Raw genomic sequence first — 23215 nt, 5'->3', positions numbered from 1 at the left:
ATGCCAGCCAGCACAAATGTCGGCATCGTCATCGTGTCGCACTCGGCCAAGGTGGCGGAAGGCGCGGCCGATATGGTTCGCCAGATGGTCGGCGACAATGTTCTGCTCGCCTCGGTGGGAGGCAATGCCGAGGGCGGGCTCGGCACCGATGTCGCCGCCATCATGGCGGCGATCGACAAGGCCTGGTCGGAAGCCGGCGTCGCCATCCTGGTCGATCTCGGCGGAGCCGAGACCAATAGCGAGATGGCGGTGGAAATGATGCCGGAAGAGCGGCGCGAACGCATCGTCATCTGTAATGCACCGATCGTCGAAGGCGCGGTGATGGCTGCTACCGAGGCATCGGGCGGCTCGCCGCTGGCGGTGGTGCAGGCGACGGCCGAGGAACTCATGCAGGCATGAACGTTCATGCAGGCATGAACGATGCGTCGGCCAAAGGGAACGAAGGGAATCTCGGCATGCAGGAGGTGACGGCCAGTGTCCTGCTCACCAACAAGGTCGGGCTCCATGCCCGGCCCTCGGTGAAGCTGACCCAGACCGCCAAGCGCTTCGGCTCACGCATCGAGGTGGCCACCAGCGCGGCTGGTCCATGGACCGACGCCAAGAGCCCGGTGAAGATCATGCGGGTCAAGGCGTCGCAGGGCGAGATGCTGCATTTCAAGGCCAGCGGCGAAGATGCTCCGGCTGCGCTGGCCGCGTTGGTCGAGATCGTCACCCGCAAGTTCGACGAGGAGTGAGCGGAGATGGAACGGCGTCTACCTGGTCTGGCCGCCTCCAGCGGGCTCGCCTTCGGGCCGGCCGTGACGTTTCGGGCGGTCGGTGAGCTCAGGCGCGCGAAGGGGGCCGTCGCGAGTGAAAAGCAGGCGCTGGCGGACGCTGTCGCCGCCTCCCTGCGGGCTGTCGCAGCCCTGGCCGGGAGCCTCGAAGGCGAAGCCGCCGACATCGTCGGCTTTCAGGTGGCGCTGCTGGAGGACGACGCCCTGACCGAGAGCGCCTATGCCGCGATCGACCGCGGCATGGCCGCGGACATGGCGTGGCGACAGGCCATGGCGGAGGAGATCGCCGGATATGAAATCTCCGACGATTTGTATTTCCGGGCCCGTTCGGCCGATCTCGCCGACATCTGCGACCGCGTGCTGCGCCATCTCTTCGGCCTGCCGGAGTTGACGCAGGCGCCTGCCGGCGCCGTCATCGTGGGAGAGGACCTGCCGCCATCGGCCTTCCTCGGTATCGACTGGTCGCAGGGCGGCGGGATCGTGCTCGGCGCGGGGAGCCCGTCCAGCCATGTCGCCATGCTGGCGCGCGGGCGCGGCGTGCCGATGGTGGTCGGCATCGGCTCGGAATGGCAGGCGGTCTCCGGCACCGTGATCGTCGACGGGCTGGAAGGGCTCGTGCTGACCGGCCCGTCCAACGAGAGCATCGCGCGGGCGAAACGGCAGGCAGACGAACTGGGACGCTCGCGAAGCCAGGCGGAGGCCCGCAGGGACGAGCCGGCACTGACCCGCGACGGAACCCGCATCAGTGTGATGATCAATGTCGCCGGCCTGGCCGATCTCGCCGATCTGGCTGCCGAGGCCTGCGATGGCATCGGCCTGACGCGCACCGAGTTCCTCGTCGAACACGCGCTGCGTGACGAGGTGCGCCAGTTCGAGACCTATGCCGGGTTGCTGCGCTGGGCCGCCGGCCGGCCGGTCACGATCCGCACCCTCGATGCCGGCGGCGACAAGCCGATTTCCGGCTACACCATCGCCGGCGAGGCCAATCCCTTCCTGGGCCTGCGCGGCATCAGGCTGTCGCTGCGCCATCCCGGGATCTTCCGCGTGCAGCTGCGGGCGCTGGCTCGCGCGGCGGCCCTGGGTCCGCTCAAGATCATGCTGCCCATGGTGACGATGGCGCAGGAACTGGAGCAGGCGCGGGCTCTGCTCGACGCCGCCCTGGCCGAACTCGCGGCCGAAGGCGTGGCTCATTCCGCCCCTGCGCTCGGCATCATGGTCGAGGTGCCGGCCGCGGCCATGGCGATCGCAGGCTTCGACGCCGCCTTCTTCTCGATCGGCTCCAACGACCTGACGCAATATGCCACGGCGGCCGCTCGCGATGGCTCGGAGGTCGCGACCTATGCCGATGTCCTGCATCCCGGCGTGCTCGCCATGATCGCCCATGTCGCGAGGCATGGCGCCGAGGTCGGTCGCGAGGTCAGCCTCTGCGGCGATGCCGGTGGCGATCCGCGCGCCATCGCGGCGCTGCTGCGGGCAGGCGTGCGGGCCGTGTCGGTCGCTCCCGGTCTGCTGGCGCAGGCAAAGGCAGCGATCCGCGATGTCGATCTATCCGGGCGGGAGCCGAGGGCATGACCAGCTCCGAGACGATCCCGCCCGACACATCGCCGCTGGCCGCCTACAAGGCGATCCTGCGCGCGGTCATCGAAAACCGCCCCTCCGGCACCAGACAGCGCCTTGCTGAAGCCATCGGCAAGAACCGCAGCTTCATTTCGCAGATCATCAACCCCGCCTATGCCACGCCCGTGCCGGTCCAGCATCTGGAGACGATCTTCCATGTCTGCCATTTCGCACCGCCGGAACGGCAGGCCTTCCTGAGCGCCTATCAGGCCGCGCATCCCGGTCGCCTGGAGGTGGTCGATACCGCACGTCCCATGCGCCGGCTGGTGGTTGAACTGCCGGATTTCGGCAGCCCCGATCTGAATGCACGCGCCGACCACATCGTGCTGGGGGTTGCGCGCGGCCTGGTGTCGCTCATTGCGACCAATGACGATGAAGAAGCCGAGACACTGGGGGGACGCTCATGAAGAAGCTGATCAACGCGGTCGACAGCATCCTGTCGGAGAGCCTTCAGGGACTGGAAGCCATCCATGGTGATATCCTCGTCCTCGGTGAGGACGAAAAATTCGTCCGACGCAAGGCGCTGACGGACGGCAAGGTGGCGCTGATCTCGGGTGGTGGTTCCGGCCATGAGCCACTTCACGCCGGCTTTGTCGGGCTCGGCATGCTCGATGCCGCCTGCCCGGGGCAGGTCTTCACCTCGCCGACGCCTGACCAGATGCTGGCCGCGTTGACGGCCGTCGAGACCGGCGCCGGCTCGCTCTTCATCGTCAAGAACTACGAAGGCGATGTCATGAACTTCGAGATGGCGGCCGAGATGGCGGAGGGGACAATCGCGACGGTCGTCACCGATGACGACGTGGCCGTGCCGAAATCGACCTGGTCGACCGGCCGACGCGGCGTCGCCGGCACGATGATTGTCGAGAAGATGGTGGGCGCGGCAGCCGAGCAGCGCCGCGACCTGAGTGCGTTGAAGGCGCTTGGCGACGAGGTCAATCGGCGCACCCGCTCGATGGGCGTGGCGCTGAGCTCCTGCACCGTGCCTGCGGCTGGCAAGCCGACCTTCACGCTAGGCGAGGACGAGATGGAGATCGGCGTCGGTATTCATGGCGAACCGGGCCGGCGGCGCGTGAAGCTCGCCTCCGCCGACGCCATAGCCGACGAGATGATGAGCGCGATCCTCGACGACCTGGCGCCGGCGCGGGGCACGCCCTGCCTGCTCCTGGTCAATGGCTTTGGTGGTACGCCGAGCATGGAGCTCTATCTGATGGCCAATGCCGCAAGGCGCATCATGACGGGACGTGGTTTGGCCATCGCCCGCGGGCTGGTCGGCTCCTATGTCACCTCTCTGGACATGGCCGGCTGTTCCTTGACCGTGACGGCGCTGGACGACAGCCTGATCGGGCTCTGGGACGCGCCGGTCCACACGGCTGGGCTGCGCTGGGGGTAGAGTATTTTCGAGCGAAGTGGACACTGGTTCGCGTGAAGACAATGCGTCTCGTGCATGTCCATCAGCACGGGGTTGCCCGAGGCCGTATCAAGCGCCCTTGATCCGCACGACCGAGACCGAGCAATGCGCCTCCGCGACGACCTTGGTTGAAACACTGCCGAGATGGCGGCGCAGCGCCGAAGAGGAGCGGGCGCCGATGACGATGTGGTCGATCTGGTTGTGCTCGGCATAGCGCAGGATCGCATCGGCGGCACTCACCGCCTCGATGACGTGATAGCTGACACGCTCCTCGCTCAGATGCAGCGGCCGCGCCCAGTCCTTCAGCGCGACCAGCCGCTTGACGTAGATCGAGCGGCCTTTGGAGTCGGCGTATTGGGTTTCCTTGACCAGATCGGTCTTGAGCACGGTCAGGCAGGCGAGCCAGGAATCCGGCCGCGTCGCGAGAAGTCGCTGCGTCTCGGCCAATATAGCCGCCGCCAGCGGGGTGGCTCCATCAGACAGATCGACGGTGGTGAGCACGATCGAAGGTCCGGCCCGGCGGCGGTCTTCCGCCGCCGTTCCGACCAGCGCCGCTTCGCTGGGACGGTCGAACAGCCGCTTCAGCCGGCCGAGAATTCCGCCTGGTCGGGCGCGGTTCGAGCGCGGCAGCACGACCTGGTCGGGGTTGCGCAGATCGAAAATCAGCTTGGCGGCGTCGGCGTAGCGCCGGTTGCGATCGACCTCGAGGCAGCGCGCCACGATCGCTTCGAGCCAGGCAGGGATGTCGGACCTGATCGCGCGCATGGGGCGTGGCGTATGGTACAGGCGCCGCTTCATGCCGGCGGTGGTCGAGGGCCTTCCGAAGGGCTCCTCGCCGGTCGCAAGCTGATAAAGAATGCAGCCGAGCGCGAAGAGATCGCTGGCGGGGTCGGTTCGGTCGCCCAGCACCTGTTCGGGGGCGATATAGGCGGGCGTGCCCATCGGCACCGCACTTTCCTCGCCGAGCAGGTCCGGCAGATCGGCGTGTCGCGCCAGCCCGAAATCCAGCAGCACCGCGCCGCGTTCCGCCAGGATGACGTTCTGCGGCTTGAGGTCGAGATGGACGACGCCCTGGCGATGGAGGTCCGCGAGCGCCGTGCCGATCGCGATGCCGATCCGCACCACCTCTTCGGTGGGAAGCGGTGCGGTCTCAGCGTGTTTCGCAAGGCTCACGCCCGCGACGAACTCCATGGCGAGATAGGGCAGCTCAGCAAGATCGCCGGAGGCGATGAAGCGTGGCACATGCGGGCCGGAGAGCCGCTTCAGGATCATCTCCTCGACCTCGTAGCCGATGATCACCGACACGTCCTGCCCGGGATCGAGGAACGGGATCTTGAGGACGAGAGGGACGTCGAAATCTGCGTGCCGCGCCCGCCACAGCGAGGCCATGCCGCCGGAGGCGAGCCGCTCGGTCAGTTCGAAGCCGTCGATCTCGGAGCCGGTTTGGGGTCGTTCCACGGCGTCCTCCCTCCTCATCGACCGATCAGCAGGCGCAGACCCAGCCAGCTGGAGAGGCCGAGCCTCTTGATCTTGGCGGCTGTCGCCTCGCTGTCATAGGGCACGCGCCGCATCGTCACGCTGGCCTCCTCCAGGTCCAGCAGCGCAAAGCACGCCGCTGGATTGCCGTCGCGCGGCTGGCCGACGGCCCCTGTGACGATGACGTGCCGGTGCCGCGGCAATAGCGGCGCGGCGATTTCGTCGCGTGGGACGAACATCGTCGGTCGTCGGTTCGGGTGGCTGTAGAACACGGTTGGCCGGTGCGTATGTCCGCAGCAGATCAGCGCCTCCGTGCTTGCCGCCAGGCAGCGCAGCGCCGCTTCGGGATCGGAGACATAGTCCCAGCTCTCGGGCCGGTAGGCGCTGGCATGGACCCATTGGCAGCCGAAGCGCGTGATCGACAGCGGCAGTGCCGCGAGGAAGGCGCGATGGTCGTCGTTCAGCCGCGTGCGGGTCCAGCGTATCGCTTCGCGCGCATTCGGAGTCAGCTTGTCCCTGTCGGAGCGTGCGGCCTCGTCATGGTTACCGAGCACGCAGAGCGCGCCGTCGGAGACGAGCCGCGCCACCGTCTCGATCGCAAATTCGGGATCGGGCCCGTAACCGACCAGATCGCCAAGGATGACGATCTGGTCCGGCGCCAGCTCTTCGACAAGCTCGAGCACCGCCTCCAGCGCTTCGCGATTGGCATGGATGTCGGAGAGCACCGCGATACGCATGGTCGGATGGTGTTAGCATCGACGCAGGCGGGGCGTCGAATGGGCTTAAGTCGGTCTTGCTTCGAGCGCGAAGGCGATCCGCGCTCCGCCGTCGTCGGGGCGAGCTGAACAGTGCCCGATCAAAACACGTCGGCGACGCGCAGCCTGGTCGATTCCATATGCCGGCCGATGACGTCGAGAAGCGCGTCTGCGTCGCGCTTCAGCAGCGCCGCCATCATCTCCTCATGCTCGGCGACGGCGCCGGCCCATTTCTGCGGCCCTTCATTGCCGATGAAGCGCAAGCGCTTGATCCGCGCCTGCAGCGTCTCGTGCATTTCCATCAGCACGGGGTTGCCCGAGGCCGCGACGATGGCGCTGTGGATCGCCTGGTTGAGCTTGAAATATTCGAGCCGGTTATTGGATTTGTAGAGCGCCAGCATCCGCTCATGCAGCCCGTTGATCGCTTGAATCGTCGCGTCGCTGGCCAGCTCGCAGGCCATGCGGCCGCCGAGCTGTTCCAGCGTCTTCAGCACCTGCAGGATCTGCGCGAGATCCTTGGCGGTGAATTTGCGCACGATCGCGCCCTTGGCAGGCAGGATCTCGACGAGCCCCTCGCTGGCGAGCGTCTTGATCGCCTCGCGCAAAGGCGTGCGCGAAACCCCGAGCTGCGCGCCGACCTGGCCCTCATTGATGCGCTGGCCGGGTTCGAGCCTGCCTTCGATGATCATGTCGCGAAGGCGCTCCAGCACCTCCTCATGCAAGGTGCGGCGCGTGATCCTCGGATACTCGGCCACCGCTTCGCTCATCGTGCTGCCATTGCTCCTGTGCTCGCGCCGTTTACGGCATGGCCTCCCTGCGCTGTCAAACCGGCATCGCCTGCCTTGTCCGCAAACCCTGCCTTGTCCGCAAACAGGGCATCCTGCCGCCGGCGCATCGCGAGCAGGCTTGAATCCGCGGCGATGTCGACATCGCCCAGCGCGATCGCCTGGCCGGCCTTGACCGGGCGCAGGAGCTTGCGGTCGGCGGCCAGATAGAACGGGGCAGGGCGGTCCTGCGCGAGGGCGGCGGCAGGACGGACCTCCGCGCCCACGCCCTCGATGCTGTGATGATGCCCGCCCATGGTCAGCACCGTGCCGGCCGCGAGATCGCGCTGCGCGACCGCGACGAGATCCTGGCGCGGGCGGTAGTCGTCGCCATAGCCGGAGCGGCCGAGGCCGGCTGCGTCGAGAATGGAGGTGGCGACCTCCACCCCCAGCAGGTGGCGCGGCAGATACAGCATCGCGGTCTTAGCCATGCGGCTGACGACATGACCCTTGCCGGCGAGCATCTCCCAGGTTTCGGCGTTCTCGCAGGCGACGACGACGAAGACGCCACCGGCGAAGCTCGCTTCCTCGGCCAGGCGCAGATGGTGGAACACGTCGATTCGCCGCGTACCCGAAAGCAGGCCGCCCTGCGTCGCCTGCGAAAACAGGTCGGCGATCTCCGGGATGCGCGCCGGCGGGGCATGGAAAGCGGCGGTGTCTGCGACGAGGTCGGTCGCATTGGCAACGAGCGTCATCTCGCAGAGATCAGGCACTGCCCGCAGCGGAAAGGCCTGGCCGAGGATGCGGGCGCGTTCCGCGGCGGTCGCGACGACGGAGCGCTCGCCCGGCAGCCAGTGCTCGCGCAATTCCGGCAGCAGCCTGGTCACGCCGTTGCAGCTGACGGACCCGGTCGCGGCGTCGAAGACGAAGTCGTATTCGCTCGATTTGCCCGCTGCGATCAGCTCCAGCCCCAGAACCTCTGCCCAGCTCACCAGCGCGATCAACAGGCTGGGCTGGTCGCCGTCGACGGGGGTGACGACCACGCCCTTGTCGCGGCCGAGGCGGGCAAGGCCAGGCCCGACGACGCTGTCAGCCTCCTTGGAGACGAGCGCGACATGTTTGCCGGTCTCGATCGCCATCAGGCTGTGGCGGGTCGCGGCCTCGGGGCCGCCCGTCGCCTCGACCAGCATCGCGAAGGGCAGGTCGATGACGCTCTCCAGCCGCCCCGCCGCGACATGGCGGCCAGTTGCCCAGGCTGCGCGCGCTTCAGCCGCATTGTCACAAAGCGCGATCTCGCTTGCCGCGATCCCGGCCGCGGCAAAGGCGCGCCCGGCCGCTTCCGCCGTCATGTCGACGGCGATGCGCGCATTGACCAGCGCGATGCGGCGCGCCTGGGCGAGATAGCTGCGGCCGAAGCCGCCGCTGCCGATCAGGCAGGTCTCGATCGGCTGCGTGATGCCGGCGTAATGCGCGTGGAAATTCATTGTCGTCTCGCTTCCCGTATCTGGCACTGTCATCCGGCTGGGCCGGTTCGCGCCTTTCGATCTCTGTCTACAGCAAGGAGAATATGCTGCATACAGCATACTTGCTGCGAAAGAGGGGCCGTGCTAGCCAGAGCCCAACAAGACGAAGCTGGAGACTATCTCATGGAAAGCCGTGCGAATGGCGCGCTGCCGGTGATCGCGGTCGCGATGGGCGACCCCTCCGGCATCAGCCCCGAACTCACCGCCCGTATCCTGGTCGAGCCCGATCTGCGTCACGCCGCCCGCTATGTCGTGTTCGGCGACAAGCGCCTGCTCGATCTCGGCGCGCAGGACGGCAAGGTCGATCCTGCCGTCCAGCTGATCCGCGACGGCGACGCCATTCCCACAGGCTCGGACGCCCCGGTCTTCATCGATCTCGCCAATCACGATCCGGCCGATCTGGAGCGCGGCAAGGCGACGCTCGCCGGCGGCAAGGCCGCGACCGGGAATTTCCGCCGCGCGCTGCAATTCGCGGCCTCGGGGCAGGCTGATGCGGTCTTCTTCACGCCCTTCAACAAGGCGGCGATGCGCTTTGCCTATCCCGGCTATGATGACGAGATCCGCTTCGTGCGCGATGCGATCGCTTTCGAGGGCGCGGCGAGCGAGTTCAACATCCTGGACAAGCTCTGGAACGCCCGCGTCACCTCGCATATTCCGCTGTCCGAGGTCGCGCAGAACATCACTCAGGAGCGCATCCTGCGCGCCTTGACGCTGGCCGACGCCAATCTGCGCGCCGCCGGTTTCAACCCGCCGCGCATCGCGGTCGCGGGCATCAATCCCCATGCCGGCGATGGCGGCAATTTCGGCCGCGACGAGATCGAGACGATCGAGCCGGCGGTCAAGGCCGCCAAGGCGCAAGGCTTCACCGTCGAGGGGCCGTTCCCCTCCGACACCGTGTTCCTGCGTGCCAGGAATGGCGATTTCGACGCTGTTTTGACGATGTATCACGACCAGGGCCAGATCGCGATGAAGCTGATCGGCTTCGACCGCGGCGTCACCTTGATCGGCGGCTTTCCCTTCCCGATCTGCACGCCCGCCCATGGCACGGCCTATGAGATCGCCGGCAAGGGCATCGCCAATCTCGGCGCCACCCGCGCCGCGCTCTCGCTCGCCATCAAGATGGCGCAGGACGGAAAGGCGAGGGCCAAGGCTGCGGCCTGACAGAACCACGGCCTGACGAGGCGGCGGCTCAAGACAACAGCATTCCATCGAGGGCGGCCGCCTCAAGAGCCGCCCCGAAAGAACCAAACATCAGGGAGAAGTATATGAAATCGTTCAGCATCACGGCCGCGCTCGCGGGTGCTTTCGCGCTCGGTGGAGCAAGCGCAGCGCAGGCTTGGCAGCCGACCAAGCCCATCGAATTCGTCGTGACCTCGGGGGCCGGCGGCGGCACCGATAATTTCGCCCGCGTCATCCAGTCGATCATCACCAAGCACAAGCTGATCGATCAGCCGATCGTGGTGGTGAACAAGGGCGGCGGCTCCGGCGCTGAAGGCTATGTCTACGGCAAGGGCGCCAAGGGCGATCCCAACCGCGTCATCTTCGGTACCAACAACGCCTATCTGCTGCCTTATGTCGCCAAGCTCGGCTACAAATTCACCGACCTGACGCCGGTTGCAGCGCTCGCGCTCGACGAGTTCCTGCTCTGGGTCAATGGCAGCGCGCCCTATGCCGACGCCAAGAGCTATCTCGATGCGGTCAAGGCCAAGCCCCTGGGCTTCAAGATGGGCGGCAGCCAGTCCAAGGACACCGACCAGACGTTGACCTCAATGATCCAGGAAGCGGCGGGCGTGAAATGGATCTATGTGCCGTTCCAGGGCGGCAGCGCCGCGGCGGTGCAGCTCGCCGGCGGCCATATCGATTCCAACGTCAACAATCCCAATGAGAATATCGGCCAGTGGAAGGCCGGCCAGGTGAAGCCGCTTTGCGTCTTCTCGCCGGTGCGGCTCGCCAAGAGCGATCCGGTCTTCGAGGGCAAGGGCTGGGGCGACGTCCCGACCTGCAAGGAGGCCGGCCTGCCGCTGGAGACCTTCCAGATGCCGCGCACCGTCTGGCTGCCGGCCGAGGTTCCCGCTGACGCGGTCGCCTTCTACGCCGATCTCCTGGAGAAGGTCAGCAAGACGCCGGAATGGCAGGAATTCGTCGCCCGCACGGCGCAGACCAGCCGCTTCATGAAGGGCAAGGAACTCGCCGATTTCGTCGCCAAGGACGACACCGCCAGCCGCAAGGTCTTCGAGAGCGAAGGCTGGGTGGTGAAGTAGTCGAGACAACCTCGCCGTCATCCTGGGCAAGCCGCCCTCGGGTCCGGCCTTCGGCCGGCCCAAGCACAGGCTCCGCGGCGCAGATCCGGAATCCATCGTAAAGTGCAGCGCTCTATGATGGATCCCGGCGCTCCGGCCGGGATGACGGCGCGGATGGGACAAGGGAATGGCGGTAAGCCTTCCAATCAAGGAGCCCGCCAATGATCACCCGCTTCTGGGCCGAGACTGTCACCGCGCTGGCGACTATGGCTTTCGGCCTCGTCATCGTCAAAGGCGCGCTCGAATTCGGCATCGGCTGGGATTCCTCGGGCCCGCAACCGGGTGCGTTTCCCTTCTATGTCGGTGGGCTCGTCGCGCTGGCGAGCCTCGGCACGCTCGGGCTGACGGTCGGCAAGCAAGTCGCCGGCGACCCGGCCCTGCGCCAGAGCGTCCTCGATCATGAGCAGGCCCGGCGCGTCGCTTCGTTCCTGCTGCCGATGGCGGGCTTCGTCATCCTCAGCGTCACCATCGGCATGTATGCGGCGACGCTCCTCTATCTCGTCTTCACCATGCGCTTCCAGGGCCGCTATGGCTGGCCGGCGACGCTGGTGACGGCGCTGGGAACCGCGGCATTCTTTTATCTCGCGCTCGAGAAATTCTTCCAGATCGGCCTGCTCAAGGGCCCGCTCGAGCCTCTCATCGGCCTGTGATCGGCTCGCAACGGAAAACGGGGCCGTAAGCCATGGATAACATCGCCAACCTGATGCACGGCTTTTCGGTCGCGCTCACGACGCACCACATCCTGCTGATGTTCGCGGGCGTGCTGCTGGGCGTGCTCGTCGGCGTCCTGCCGGGGCTTGGCGCGCCCAATGGCGTATCGCTGCTCCTGCCGCTGACTTTCTCGATGGACCCGGTCTCGGCCATCATCCTTTTGACCTCGCTTTATTGGGGCGCGCTGTTTGGCGGCTCGACCACCTCGATCCTGTTCAACATTCCAGGCGAACCGTCCTCGGTCGCGACGACCTTCGACGGCCACCCCATGGCCAAGCAGGGCAAGGCGACCGAGGCGCTTGCCTTCGCCTTCCTCTCGGCCGGCTTCGGGGCGCTTGCCGGCGTCATCCTGATCACGCTGCTCTCGGGCTGGGTCGCGAAATTCGCGCTGCGCTTTTCCTCTCCGGAGTATTTCGCGGTCTATTTCATGACCTTCGCCAGCTTCATCGGGCTTGGCGGCGCCTCGCCGCTGAAGACCATCGTCTCGATGGGCATCGGCTTCACGCTTGCGGCCGTCGGCATGGATTCGGTCTCCGGCAATGTCCGGCTGACCTATGATTTCGACGTCCTGCTCGCCGGCGTCAGCTTCCTGATCGCGGTGATCGGCCTGTTCGGCATCGGCGAATTGCTGCTGACGATGGAGGAGGGGCTGAAATTCGACGGCGTTGCCGCCAAGGTGCGCATCGGTGATGTGCTGCGCACGGCCGTCAAGCTGCCACGCTACTGGGTGGCACTGCTGCGTTCGAGCCTGATCGGTATCTGGATGGGCATTACGCCGGGAGGACCGACGGCGGCCTCCTTCATGAGCTACGCCATGGCCAAGCGCTCCTCGCGCCATCCCGAGACCTTCGGCAAGGGTGATCCAGAAGGTGTGATCGCGCCCGAGACGGCCGACCATGCCGCAGGCTCGGCGGCGATGCTGCCGATGCTGGCGCTCGGCATTCCAGGCTCTGCGACGGCCGCCGTGATGATGGGCGGCTTGATGATCTGGGGGCTCAACCCGGGCCCGACGCTGTTCACCGACCGGCCGGATTTCGTCTGGGGCCTGATCGCCTCGATGTATCTCGGCAATGTCGTCGCGGTCGTCGTGGTGCTGGCGACTGTGCCGCTCTTCGCCTCGATCCTGCGCATCCCGTTCTCGATCATCGGGCCGGTGATCGTGGTGATCTGTTTCATCGGCGCCTACACCGCCGCGAGCAAGGAGTTCGACATCTGGCTGGCGCTGGTTTTCGGCCTCGTCGGCTATGTCTTCAAGAAGCTCGACTATCCGATCGCGCCGCTCGTGCTCGCCATGGTCATCGGCGACAAGGCCGAGGACGCCTTCCGCCAGTCGATGATCTTCAGCCAGGGCTCGCTCAGGATCTTCTGGGCGAACCCGCTGGTCGCGACGCTGATGACGATCGGTCTCGCGCTGTTGTTCATGCCGCTGATCGGCTCTCTCGTCCGCCGCTTGCGTGGCAGGAGTGCACCGCGCACCGTCTGAATGGGGAGCGATCTTCGTCGGAGTGGCAACGGCCTGATCGAACTGGCGCGCGCATCCGCGCCGTCATCCCTGGCAAGCCGCGGAGCGGCGCTGATCCGGGGTCCATCGTAGGGAACTGCACTCTACGACGGATCCCGGGTCTGCGCTCCGCTTGCCCGGAATGACGGCGCGGGTGTTGCTGCGTTCGGCAAACTGAATTTTCGTGGCCGTCGCCGAGGCTAATTCAAAACGCCCCGATACCGCCGGAGGGCGGGGGCAGGTTGCCTCGCCGGTCTTTCGTGATGAGATCCGGCGTCACCAGAAGCTCCTGGCTGAGCCAGGCGACATAGGCTGAAAGCAACTGCACGATAATGCGCATCGACCGCCTCCCTTGTTCACGGAAGCGATTCTATCACGACGCTGGGTCTATGCCTTTGAAATTTCGACAGGTCTGCATTGCGTAACGCAGGGGAATGGCTGCCGCCTCAGACCTTCGACCACACCGCCAGCTCGTAGCCATCGGGATCGGCGAAGTGGAAACGCCTTCCGCCGGGGAAATCGAACACCGGCTTGACGATGCGCCCGCCCGCCGCCTCGATGCCCGCCTGCGTCGCGGCAAGGTCGTCGGCATAGAGGATGACCAGCGGCCCGCCCGGATTAGGCGTTCCTTGCGTGGTGAAGCCGCCTTCGAGCCGGCCGTCAGCGAAGGCGCAGTACTCCGGCCCGTAATCGGTCATCCTCCAGCCGAAGGCCGTTTCGTAGAAGGCGCGCGTCCGCGCGAGATCGGCGACGTTGAATTCGACATAGTCGATGCGCCGGTCGTTCTGCGAAGCCGTCATGGTGCTGTCCTCCTGTGATTGCCGGGCGAAATCGGTGATGCGGCGTAAGCTCGACCGCAAAGGGCCGTCAGCTCATGGCAGCAGGTCGCATCGCGATGCGGGTTGTCCGGAGGGCTCCTGCTACTGTAGCTGTTTGGCAAGCGCGAGGCCGTCCATGCTGCATGGGCGGCAGATGATCGTCACCAAGCCGACAGACAAGCCGACAGGGAAGAGACGCAATGCCGACCACGACCGAAACCTTGCGCGATGCGCTGGTCGCCGCCCGCCGCGGCAAGAGCCTGATCGAGATGGCGAGCCAGCCCGTGCCGGCTTCCTTCGGCGAGGGGCTGGGCGTGCAGGCCGAGATCGCCAAGGTGCTGAAGCAGCCGGAAGCCGGCTGGAAGGTCGCGATCGCCGAGGACGGGTTGCCGGTCGCGGGCATCATGCCCGGCCCCTATCTCAAGCCCGGCGATGTCTATGAGGGCGCGATCGGCGCCGAATTGCGCGTCGAGATCGAGATCGCCCTGCGGCTCGCCAGCGACGTGCCATTCCGGCCGAGCCAGCCCTATTCGCGCGCCGAACTGCTCGGCCATTGCGACAAGGCCTATCTCGGCATCGAGATCGTCGAGAGCCGCCTCGCCAACTGGACGGGCGTTCCCTTCGCGCTCTGGCTGGCCGATGCGCTCGGTCATGGCGGCTACCTGCTCGGCCCCGAACTCGACATCAAGACGCTCGACGATCCGACCGCGCTCGGCTGCTTCATCTCGCTCAACGGCGTCACGATCTATGACAAGCCTGCAGTGCATGCGAATGGCGATCCGATGGCGCCCTTCCTCGCCTGGGCCAACCGCAAGCAGGATTTCATGGGCGGCCTGCGCGCCGGCCAGATCGTCACCACCGGCAGCCTCTGCGGCGGCGTGCTCTCGCCCGGAAAGGGCGAGATCGTGACGAAGTTGAGTCCGCTGGCGACAGTATCTCTGACGCTGCGTTAGGCTTTAAGCTCAAGACATTGCCGATGAGCACCAGATCATCGGCAATGTTTCCATCATGTTCAGAACACAGTTCGACCTTATTCGTTGCGTGCTGGTGGCGTCGTTGGGAGGGTGGATGCGGTTGTGGCGGAAAGTGTCCCGCAATGTCGCGGGTGGAGGCGTTTGCGCTTTCGCCGCGATGCTTGGTGGACAGCCGACGCCGGCCGAGGCCTTCGATTTCTCCTCGCTGGACGTCTTTGGCCTGTTCGGCTCCAAGGAACAGCCTCCCGCGGTCAGCACCAGCGCGCTGCCCTATCAGCTCAGCTTCGATCTCGGCGACGCCGCAGACGCCAAGGCGCTGACCCGTACCCTGCAGGACGCCTCGCTGCTCTATCGCCTGCGCCAGGACGCGCCGCCTGATGGCGAGACCCTGGCGCGGCGCATGGCCGCCGATCTCAATCCGCTGGTCGATGCGCTCTGGTCGCAGGGCTATTTCAACGCCGAGGTCGCGCTCGCCGTCGACGGCGTCGTGTTGAAGCCCGATGGCGAACCCGGTGCAGCCCTGGTACGCGCCGCCGAGGCGCATCGCAATCGCGAGCCGGTTCCGATCTCGGTCCGCGTTCAGCCCGGCCCGGTCTTCGGCCTGCGCAATGTCGCCGTCGTCGAGCGCGGGGAGGGCCCGCCGGTCATCGCCGACCCGGCCAGGGTCTCCAAGCTCAAGCCCGGCGATGCCGCGACCTCGGCCTCGCTGCGCGCGGCGCAAGCCGCGCTCGTCGACCATCTGCGCAACCAGTCGCGCCCGCTCGCCAAGGTGGTCGAAATGCGGCCCGTGGTCGACCATGCCGCGCGGATCATGGATGTGACCTATGTCGTCGAGCCCGGCCCGCTCGCCGGCTTCGGTGCGGTCACGATCGGCGAGACCGGGGATATCCCGCCCGCCGTGGTGCGCTCCTTCATCTATCTCGAACCGGGCGACCCTTATTCGCCCAAGGCGCTGGCGGATACGCGCAAATCGGTCGCGACCATTCCCGCCATCGGTTCGGTGCGCATCCGCGAGGCGGACAAGCTCGATGCTGCCGGCAATCTGCCGGTTTTCGTCGATGTCACCGAACGGCCCAAGCGCCTGATCGGCTTCTCCGCCCGCTACTCCACCATCGATGGCCCGGCGGTGAAGACCTATTGGGAGCATCGCAACCTGTTCGGCGGGGCCGAGAAGCTACGCCTCGAAGGCGATATCTTCCTGGCACCGCGCATCAATGGCACCAAGATCGGCAGCTTCGACGATTTCGAGCGCTCCGATCTCGGCGGGCGCTTCGCGGTCAGCTTCATGAAGCCGGCTCTCTGGGGCACGCGCTATGACTGGCTGGTCGACGGCACGGGCGCGCGCGAACGCGTCGGCACCAACCGCTATGGCGGCTACACCGCGCGCTACGCCAATGTGACGACCGCGATCCGCCGGCGCTTCAGCGACACCTTCTCGGTCCAGGCCGGGCTGGAGGTCGAGCGCGGCCAGACCAGCGATGTGCTGGGGCAGGTCGACTACACCCTGGTCGGCATTCCGCTCTCGGTGAAGTATGATTCGACCGACAGCCTGCTCGACGCGACGCGCGGCATCCGGGCCACGGCCTCGGTCACGCCCTATCCGAGCTTCCTCGGCTCCACCGTCAATGTCGTGCAGTCTAAGGCCGCGGTCTCCGGCTATTACGCGCTCGACGAGGACGCCCGCTATGTACTCGCCGGCCGCGTCGGGCTGGGCTCGATCGCCGGCGAGAAGCTCGCGGACATCCCGGCGACGCGGCGCTTCTATGCCGGTGGCGGCGGCTCGGTCCGCGGCTATGCCTATCGCTCGCTCTCGCCGCTCGGGCCGCTCGGGCAATTGACCGGCGGGCGCAGCCTGTTCGAGGCCTCGGTGGAGGCCCGCATCAAGGTCACCGATACGATCGGCCTGGTGCCGTTCTTCGATGCCGGCATGGCCTTCGAATCCAGCCTGCCGAACTTCAAGCAGGAGCTGCAATATTCGGCCGGCCTCGGCCTGCGCTATTACACGCCGATCGGCCCGATCAGGCTCGACGTCGCAGCCCCCCTCAACCCGCGCAAGGGCGACAAGCCGGTCGCGGTCTATATCAGCATCGGGCAGGCCTTCTGATGGCGCGCCTCTTGACCTTTCCGCGCCTGGCGCTCTCGGCCCTCGTCCTTGGCGTGGTCCTGCTCGTCTCAGCCCATTTCGCCGGCTTCGCCCAGAACGCCCAGAGCGATCGCGGCGTCGTCGCCGATCTGATCTCGCGGGCGCTGTCGAGCGACACCAGCCAGGTCTCGATCGGCGCGGTCGACGGCGCGCTCTCCTCCGACGTCACGATCCGCGACATCGTGCTGTCCGATCGTGACGGCCCCTGGCTCCGGCTCGACCGCGCCCGGTTGATCTGGACCCGCACGGCGCTGCTGCTGCGCAGGCTGGAGGTGAACCGGCTCGAGATCGGCAAGCTCGAGATCCTGCGCAAGCCCGTGCCGCAGCCGGGAGCGGCAGCCGCCAACGACCAGCCGATTCTGCCGGAGCTGCCGCTCAAGGTCATCGTCACCGCATTCCAGCTCGGCGAACTTTCGCTTGGCGAGCCGGTTCTCGGTACGGCGGCGCGCCTGGGCGCAACCGGCTCGGCGACGCTGGGGCCGCCGGCGGAGGGGCTCGATCTCAGGCTCGAGGCACGCCGGCTCGACAGGCAGGGTGAGTTCACCGTGCGCCTCGGCTTCATCCCGCAGACGACGCGGCTGCAGATCGCGGCCAAGCTGGACGAGGCGCCGGGCGGCTTGATCTCGCGCCTGGCCAACCTGCCGAGCGAGGCGCCGGTCAAGCTCGACATCAATGGCGACGGTCCGCTGGACTCCTTCCGCTCGACGCTTGCTTTCACCGCCGGCGAGACCATCGGCGCGCAAGGCTCGGCCAATCTCTCCCGCGTCGGCGCGGGGCGTGACCTCGCTTTGGCGCTTGATGCGCGCATCGAAGGGCTGATGCCGGCCGCGGCCGCGCCGGTCTTCGCCGGCTCGACACGGCTCGATGGCGCGGTCGGCTTCAGCGACGATGGCGGCGTCGATATCCGCAATCTGGCGCTGGTCTCGGCGCTTGCCCGGCTCGATGTGCTCGGGCGCTATGCGCCCGACCGGACGGTCGATCTGCGCCTCACCGCCGCCGCGCGCCCCAATGCCGGCAGCCGCACGGTGTCCTCGGGCACGGAGATCGGCAAGCTCGCTTTCGAGGCGACGGTCAAAGGTCCGGTGGCGGGCCCGCGCATTGTCGCGACATTGGATGCGCAGGACGCGAAGCTTCCAATGGGCACGCTCGGCAAGCTTGCCGCCCGCTTCACCGCGACGCCGACCGGCACGATCGGCGAGGCGGGGACCAAGGTCGTGCTGGTCTCCGATGGCGAGGCGACGGGCGTCGCGCTGGCCGACCCGAAGCTGGCGCGCATCGTCGGCGAGCGCGTCAGCTTCAGCTTGCGCGGCGCCAGCAATGACGACGCCACCGCCGATTTCGAGACATTGCGGCTGGCCATGTCGGGTGTCGAAGTCGACTACAAGGGCAAGCTCGGCCAGGCCCGCATGCTCGGCCAGGCGAAGCTGCTCCTGCCCGATCTGTCGCGCCTGAGCGGGTTTGCCGGGCGGGCATTGGCGGGCCGCGCCGATGTCACGGCCGATCTCGACGCGACCCCGCGCACAAACACCTATGGCGTGGCGCTGAACGGGCGTGCCGCAGAGCTCGCCACTGGCGACGCCGTGCTCGACCGCCTGCTGGCCGGCAATCTGGCGCTCGCCGGCCAGATCAGGGCGCTCGCCGCCGATGTTACGGTTACCGGCCTGCGCGTCACCGGGCAGCACGCGACCCTGACCGCCGATGGCGGGGTCGGGCATGAGCGCTCGGATCTGCGCATCGCCCTGGCGCTGCCCGATCTGAAGCGCGCCGATCCGCGCCTGTCCGGGCGCGCCGAGGCGACCGCGCAGCTGACCGGCCCGCTCGACAAGCTCGACGCCACGGCCCGCATCGCCGTCACCAATGCGACGGCGCTCGCCCGGCCGATTCCGCGCCTGGTGATCGATGCCACGATCCGCGATCTGCAAGGCGCGCTCGACACGACGCTTGCGCTCGATGGCGAGGTCGATGCCAAGCCCGCCACGGGTCGCGTCCGGCTCGCGCGCGGCCCAGATGATGGCTGGAACCTCTCGAGCCTCGATCTCGGCATCGGCTCGGTCAGGCTGAATGGCGCGATCACGCTCGATCCCGCCAGCCGCGCCGCTGGCCGGTTGACGCTCGCCGCGCGCAATCTCGACGATCTCTCGGCGCTGGCCCTGACCAAGCTCGGTGGCCAGCTCGACGCCGATATCGCGCTGGCGGTGGTCGAGGGGCGGCAGAATCTCGATCTGACCGCGCGGGCTGCGAAGCTCGTCGGCCCTTCGCTCGCGATCGACAAGTTGGATGCCACAGTTGCCGCTCGCGACGTCTTCGGCAAACCGCAGCTCGATGCCGCGCTTGCGATCGACAGGGCGGTCCTGGCGGGCGAGCCGGTGAGCTCGATCCGCTTTGATTCGAAGGGTGCGCCTGAGGCCAGCGCCTTCACCCTGAGCGCGGCTGCACGCGGCTTTGCCTTGAACGGGGCGGGCCGGCTCCTTCCGGCCGAGCCGCTGCGATTGGAACTGGCCTCCTTCGAGGCGCGCCGCGACGGGCGGCGCATCGCGCTCAGCCAGCCGGCCAGGCTGAGCTTTCCGACCGGGGGCGTCGAGATCGCCGATCTGGCGCTGGCGATCGATCGCGGCCGCCTGACGCTGGATGGGCGCGCCGGCGAGACGCTCGATCTGCGCCTGACCGCCCGTGACGTGCCGCTCTCGGCTGCCCGCATCGCTGCTCCCAATCTGGATCTCGCGGGAACGCTCAATGCGCAGGCGCAGGTGAAAGGCCGGCCGGATGCGCTGACCGGCCCCTGGCAGTTGCGCATCGCGGGACTGGCGACGCCGGAAACCCGCAGCGCCGGCCTGCCGCCGATCGCGATCGACGGCAATGGCCAGTTCGATGGCAATCGCACCAGCGTCAATGCGACGCTGAACGCCGGGAAGCTCGCGAATCTGAGCCTGCGCGGCTCCGCGCCTCTTGGCGCCGCTGGCGCGCTCGATCTCTCGGCGCAGGGCACGCTCGACGCTGCGCTCGCCAATCCGATGATAGCGGCTCAAGGGCAGAGGCTGACCGGGGCGATGGCTCTCGACATGCGGGCAGTGGGGACGGCCGCCGCCCCGCGCCTCAGCGGCACGGCGACCTTTGCCAAGGGCAGCTTCACCGATGCCTTGCAGGGCATGCGCCTGACCGGGATCGAGGCGCGTATCGCGGCGACCGGCGAGAAGCTGACGATCGAGCGCGCCGTCGCCGGCACCGCCAATGGCGGCACGCTCTCGGCCAGTGGGCAGGTCAGGCTCGATCCGGCGGCGGGCTTCCCGGGCCAGCTACGCATCCAGGGGCAGCGCGCCCAGCTCGTCGCCAACGGCATCGTCACAGTCGTCGCCGATCTCGGACTCGATATCGCCGGGCCGCTGGCGCAGCGCCCGCGCATCGGTGGTCGGGTCGATGTCGTCTCGCTCGATGTCGCGGTGCCGGATCGGTTGCCGGCCTCGCTGCGGCCGGTGGACGGCATCAGGCACATCAAGGCGACGGGCACGGCGGCCGCGCGTCTCGCCGCTGCACGCAAGGCCAAACCGGTCGGGAAAGGCAGGGGCCGGCCGGCACCCGCTTTTGACGCTGCGCTGGCGCTGGTGGTCGCCGCGCCGAATCGCGTCTTCATCCGGGGGCGCGGCATCGACGCCGAACTCGGCGGAGAGATTCGCCTCAGTGGCTCGCTGGCCGCTCCCGCGCTCGATGGCGGCTTCGATCTCAGGCGCGGCCGCCTCAGCGTGCTGAGCCAGCGCCTCGATTTCAGCCGTGGCCGCTTGAGCTTCACTGGCGGCACGATTCCAGAGCTCGATTTCGTCGCCGAGACGCGCGCATCGGACGTCACGGCCAAGATCCTGATCACGGGCCCGGCCGACCAGCCGGCCTTCGCCTTCACCTCGCAGCCCGAGCTGCCGCAGGACGAGGTGTTGTCGCGCATCCTGTTCGCCCGCGCCTCGGGCTCGCTCTCGGCCTTCCAGGCGCTGCAGCTCGCGCAGACGGCCGCCCAGTTCGCCGGGGGCGGCGGCGACGATTCCTTCGAGCGGCTGCGCAAGTCGCTCGGCGTCGACAATCTCGACATTCAGGTCGGGGCGGGCGGGCCGACGGTCGGCGCCTCCCGTTATATCGGCAACAATGTCTCGATCGGCGTGAAGGCAGGGGCCAAGCCCGAGGATAGCGGCGTCTCGATCGGGATCGACGTCACCCGCCGCCTGAAGGTCCAGGCCGAGACCGGGGCGGACGGCTCTGCCTCGGTCGGCGTTGGGGCGGAATGGGAATATTGAACGCCCCTGAGTGCCGTCATGCGATTCTCGCGGCAAGCCCGGGAATGACGAAGATGGTGCGTCATTCTCGGGCGGAGCGCAGCGCAGACCCGAGAATCTCAGTCCGCCCGAGGCGTTGGCAAAAGGGAAGCTCTTCCGGCACGAGATGCTCGGCTCTGCGCCCGAGTATGACGATAGGGCTCGGGGCACCTTCTCCCATCCAGGAGAAGGGAAGAGGGCGCCGCGCCTCACGACGGGGAATCACCACCAACCCTCCCGAATGACCCTGTGGCTGCCGGGAATGCGATTCTACCCGTGCGGACCCGCTGAAAGGCCGATCCGGGCGACCACGGTTAAGAGCTGGTAAATTTCGGCCCTCAAAGCGTGGCGCTCCTGCAACACCGGGTTCCAAAGCACCCCCCTGGACCTCTCGGCGGCGTGATCGAGGTTGATCGGCAATCCGGCATTCGTATGGTGAACCTGCGTCGGGACATTCCCGGTCGCTGTTTTTCGTCTTCGCCTCTGAATGGTTCAGGGACGCGGGCGAAAGGCCGGGAATAGGTAAGCTGGCGGTTTGGTCTCCTGGGACCCGCTGCCGAGAAAGCGAACCGAAGCCCGAGGGTCTCGAAACTCATTTTGGAGGTTACCAATGAAGCTCGTTAAGAGCCTCCTCCTCGGTTCTGCCGCCGGTATCGCCGCGGTTGCCGGGGCTCAGGCCGCCGATCTTCCCTCGCGGAAGGCCGCTCCGGTCGAATACGTTCGTGTCTGCTCCACCTACGGCGCGGGCTTCTTCTACATCCCGGGCACGGAAACCTGCCTGCGCGTCGGTGGTCGTGTTCGCGCTGAATACGGCGTCGCCGAGCGCTTCAACCGCGGCCAGGACGGCTACGGCTTCCGCGCTCGTGGTCGTCTGAACATCGACGCCCGCACCGCGACCGCTTACGGCACGCTGCGCACCTTCGTCCGCTTCGAGATGACCAACTCGAACGGCGTCTACGGCCAGTCCTTCAACGGCAACGGCGTTTGGGCCGGTGCTGCTCGTGGCGGCACCGCTGGTCCCTCGGGCTCCGGCAACGATCAGAAGAACGCCCAGCTCGACAAGGCCTTCATCCAGTTCGGCCCGATCACCGCTGGTCGCGCTCAGTCGTTCTTCGACTTCTACGCTGACGACCTGAACTATGGCGTCATCCGTGGCTCGGACCTTGCCGGCAACCTGATCGCCTACACCGCGACCTTCGGTTCGGGCATCTCGGCGACCCTGTCGCTGGAAGACCGCTCGGAGCGTGAGCAGGTTGGCGCCATCACCACCAACGTCGCTGGCGTTTCCACTGCGACCCTCGGCGGCCAGACCATCCCGGACGTTGTTGGTAACATCAACATCACCCAGGGCTGGGGCTCCGCTCAGCTGTCGGGCGCTCTTCTTCAGCGCAACACGACTGGCCCGATCGGCACCACCGGCATCGGCACCGGCTCCAACCTGTCGAACGACGACCAGTACGGCTTCGCCGTTCAGGGCGGCGTCAAGATCAACCTGCCGATGCTCGCCGCTGGCGACTATCTCTGGTTGCAGGCTGCTTACTCTGAGGGTGGTCTCTCCTACCTCGGCTACGGCGGCGCTTCGACGCAGTCGACCTGGGGTGCTTCCAGCCGCGCTGGCCGTCTCAACGTCAACAACTCGGACGTTGCTCTCGACTCGCTCGGCAAGGCTCACCTGACCAAGGGCTACGCCCTGACGGCCGGCCTGCTCCACTACTGGACCCCCACGATCCGTCAGGGTGTCTATGGTTCGTACTCCAAGCTGGACTACAGCGCGGCTGTTTCGACCCTCGACCCGCGCGAAATCCGCGTCGGCACCAACCTGATCTGGTCGCCGGTCGCCGGCCTCGACATCGGTGTGGAAGTTCTCTACGCCCGCGTCGAGACCAGCAAGCGCGTCGCTGCCTTCACCGCCGACCAGGCGATCACGGGCCGCACGATCAAGGCCGACGACACCTTCCAGGGTCGTCTGCGCATCCAGCGCGACTTCTGATCGGTCTTCCGATCTCAGTCGAGAAGCCCCGGGGAAACCCGGGGCTTTTTTTTGTTTGTTCAGCGTGGGTTAAGGCAAGAAGCTTGACAGAACCCCATGATCCGGCCTGACTTGAGGGCCGGGTGATCGTGCGCAACCGAAGCGTGCGGGTCCAGGCTGGCTGCGGG

The 23215-nt window shown here is 67.1% G+C and carries 19 protein-coding genes; 13 read left to right on the top strand and 6 right to left on the bottom strand.

Annotated features, from left to right (window positions below; genetic code table 11):
• The 5 genes from dhaM to dhaK are packed head-to-tail and all read left to right on the top strand — an operon-like array spanning nucleotide 1 to nucleotide 3780.
• Nucleotides 1-399: a dihydroxyacetone kinase phosphoryl donor subunit DhaM gene (dhaM, locus tag J2Y55_RS09865; RefSeq protein ID WP_310151486.1), complete on the top strand. Its 399-nt coding sequence runs from the start codon at nucleotides 1-3 to the stop codon at nucleotides 397-399.
• A 56-nt stretch (nucleotides 400-455) separates the two neighbouring features.
• Nucleotides 456-734, top strand: coding sequence for an HPr family phosphocarrier protein (locus J2Y55_RS09860; RefSeq protein ID WP_310152025.1), 279 nt, complete (start codon nucleotides 456-458; stop codon nucleotides 732-734).
• Between the two features lie 6 nt (nucleotides 735-740).
• Nucleotides 741-2345, top strand: coding sequence for a phosphoenolpyruvate--protein phosphotransferase (ptsP, locus tag J2Y55_RS09855; RefSeq protein WP_310151483.1), 1605 nt, complete (start codon nucleotides 741-743; stop codon nucleotides 2343-2345).
• On the top strand, nucleotides 2342-2797 hold the full coding sequence (locus J2Y55_RS09850; RefSeq protein ID WP_310151480.1) for a hypothetical protein: 456 nt from the start codon (nucleotides 2342-2344) through the stop codon (nucleotides 2795-2797). Before ptsP ends, J2Y55_RS09850 begins: the two co-directional genes overlap by 4 nt.
• Nucleotides 2794-3780, top strand: coding sequence for a dihydroxyacetone kinase subunit DhaK (gene dhaK / locus J2Y55_RS09845; protein WP_310151478.1), 987 nt, complete (start codon nucleotides 2794-2796; stop codon nucleotides 3778-3780). Before J2Y55_RS09850 ends, dhaK begins: the two co-directional genes overlap by 4 nt.
• Before the next feature lie 87 nt (nucleotides 3781-3867).
• On the opposite strand, the gene J2Y55_RS09840 is transcribed toward dhaK, so the two are convergent.
• The 4 genes from J2Y55_RS09840 to J2Y55_RS09825 form a co-directional block, all read right to left on the bottom strand.
• Nucleotides 3868-5256: a protein kinase domain-containing protein gene (locus tag J2Y55_RS09840; protein WP_310151475.1), complete on the bottom strand. Its 1389-nt coding sequence runs from the start codon at nucleotides 5254-5256 to the stop codon at nucleotides 3868-3870.
• A gap of 14 nt (nucleotides 5257-5270) precedes the next feature.
• On the bottom strand, nucleotides 5271-6011 hold the full coding sequence (locus J2Y55_RS09835) for a metallophosphoesterase family protein (protein ID WP_310151472.1): 741 nt from the start codon (nucleotides 6009-6011) through the stop codon (nucleotides 5271-5273).
• A gap of 119 nt (nucleotides 6012-6130) precedes the next feature.
• Entirely contained in the window at nucleotides 6131-6796 is a 666-nt protein-coding gene (locus J2Y55_RS09830) for a GntR family transcriptional regulator (RefSeq protein ID WP_310151468.1), read from the bottom strand.
• On the bottom strand, nucleotides 6793-8277 hold the full coding sequence (locus tag J2Y55_RS09825) for a flagellar biosynthesis protein FlgA (protein ID WP_310151465.1): 1485 nt from the start codon (nucleotides 8275-8277) through the stop codon (nucleotides 6793-6795). The genes J2Y55_RS09830 and J2Y55_RS09825 overlap by 4 nt, the downstream gene beginning before the upstream one ends.
• Nucleotides 8278-8439: 162 nt before the next feature.
• On the opposite strand from J2Y55_RS09825, the gene J2Y55_RS09820 reads away from it, so the two are divergent.
• The 4 genes from J2Y55_RS09820 to J2Y55_RS09805 all read left to right on the top strand — a co-directional run bounded on the left by J2Y55_RS09820 (nucleotide 8440) and on the right by J2Y55_RS09805 (nucleotide 12810).
• Entirely contained in the window at nucleotides 8440-9477 is a 1038-nt protein-coding gene (locus J2Y55_RS09820) for a 4-hydroxythreonine-4-phosphate dehydrogenase PdxA (RefSeq protein WP_310151461.1), read from the top strand.
• A gap of 104 nt (nucleotides 9478-9581) precedes the next feature.
• On the top strand, nucleotides 9582-10577 hold the full coding sequence (locus J2Y55_RS09815) for a tripartite tricarboxylate transporter substrate binding protein (protein WP_310151458.1): 996 nt from the start codon (nucleotides 9582-9584) through the stop codon (nucleotides 10575-10577).
• A 200-nt stretch (nucleotides 10578-10777) separates the two neighbouring features.
• Nucleotides 10778-11266, top strand: a complete 489-nt coding sequence (locus J2Y55_RS09810) for a tripartite tricarboxylate transporter TctB family protein (protein WP_310151454.1) — start codon at nucleotides 10778-10780, stop codon at nucleotides 11264-11266.
• A 32-nt stretch (nucleotides 11267-11298) separates the two neighbouring features.
• Nucleotides 11299-12810, top strand: coding sequence for a tripartite tricarboxylate transporter permease (locus J2Y55_RS09805; protein ID WP_310151451.1), 1512 nt, complete (start codon nucleotides 11299-11301; stop codon nucleotides 12808-12810).
• Nucleotides 12811-13033: 223 nt separating this feature from the next.
• On the opposite strand, the gene J2Y55_RS09800 is transcribed toward J2Y55_RS09805, so the two are convergent.
• Together J2Y55_RS09800 and J2Y55_RS09795 are read right to left on the bottom strand one after the other, a co-directional pair.
• Nucleotides 13034-13168, bottom strand: coding sequence for a hypothetical protein (locus tag J2Y55_RS09800; protein ID WP_310151448.1), 135 nt, complete (start codon nucleotides 13166-13168; stop codon nucleotides 13034-13036).
• 106 nt (nucleotides 13169-13274) lie between these two features.
• On the bottom strand, nucleotides 13275-13628 hold the full coding sequence (locus tag J2Y55_RS09795) for a VOC family protein (RefSeq protein ID WP_310151445.1): 354 nt from the start codon (nucleotides 13626-13628) through the stop codon (nucleotides 13275-13277).
• Between the two features lie 218 nt (nucleotides 13629-13846).
• Here J2Y55_RS09795 and J2Y55_RS09790 point away from each other — a divergent pair, with 218 nt between their 5' ends.
• The 4 genes from J2Y55_RS09790 (at nucleotide 13847) to J2Y55_RS09775 (ending at nucleotide 23048) form a co-directional block, all read left to right on the top strand.
• A complete protein-coding gene (locus J2Y55_RS09790; RefSeq protein WP_310151442.1) occupies nucleotides 13847-14599 on the top strand; it encodes a hydratase in 753 nt (250 codons plus the stop codon).
• Between the two features lie 178 nt (nucleotides 14600-14777).
• Nucleotides 14778-16724 (top strand): autotransporter assembly complex protein TamA, encoded by a 1947-nt coding sequence (locus J2Y55_RS09785; RefSeq protein ID WP_310151438.1) that lies wholly within the window; start codon nucleotides 14778-14780, stop codon nucleotides 16722-16724.
• Nucleotides 16724-21040 carry a translocation/assembly module TamB domain-containing protein gene (locus J2Y55_RS09780; RefSeq protein WP_310151433.1) on the top strand — a complete coding sequence of 1439 codons (4317 nt, stop codon included), beginning with the start codon at nucleotides 16724-16726 and terminating at the stop codon, nucleotides 21038-21040. Before J2Y55_RS09785 ends, J2Y55_RS09780 begins: the two co-directional genes overlap by 1 nt.
• Before the next feature lie 628 nt (nucleotides 21041-21668).
• Nucleotides 21669-23048 carry a porin gene (locus J2Y55_RS09775; protein WP_310151430.1) on the top strand — a complete coding sequence of 460 codons (1380 nt, stop codon included), beginning with the start codon at nucleotides 21669-21671 and terminating at the stop codon, nucleotides 23046-23048.
• Nucleotides 23049-23215: the final 167 nt, after the last annotated feature.

Source organism: Allobosea sp. BE125 (genome assembly GCF_031456075.1).
GTDB lineage: Bacteria > Pseudomonadota > Alphaproteobacteria > Rhizobiales > Beijerinckiaceae > Allobosea.
The sequence above is the reverse complement of the archived record's forward strand: the minus strand, read 5'-3'. Positions and strand labels throughout refer to the sequence as shown.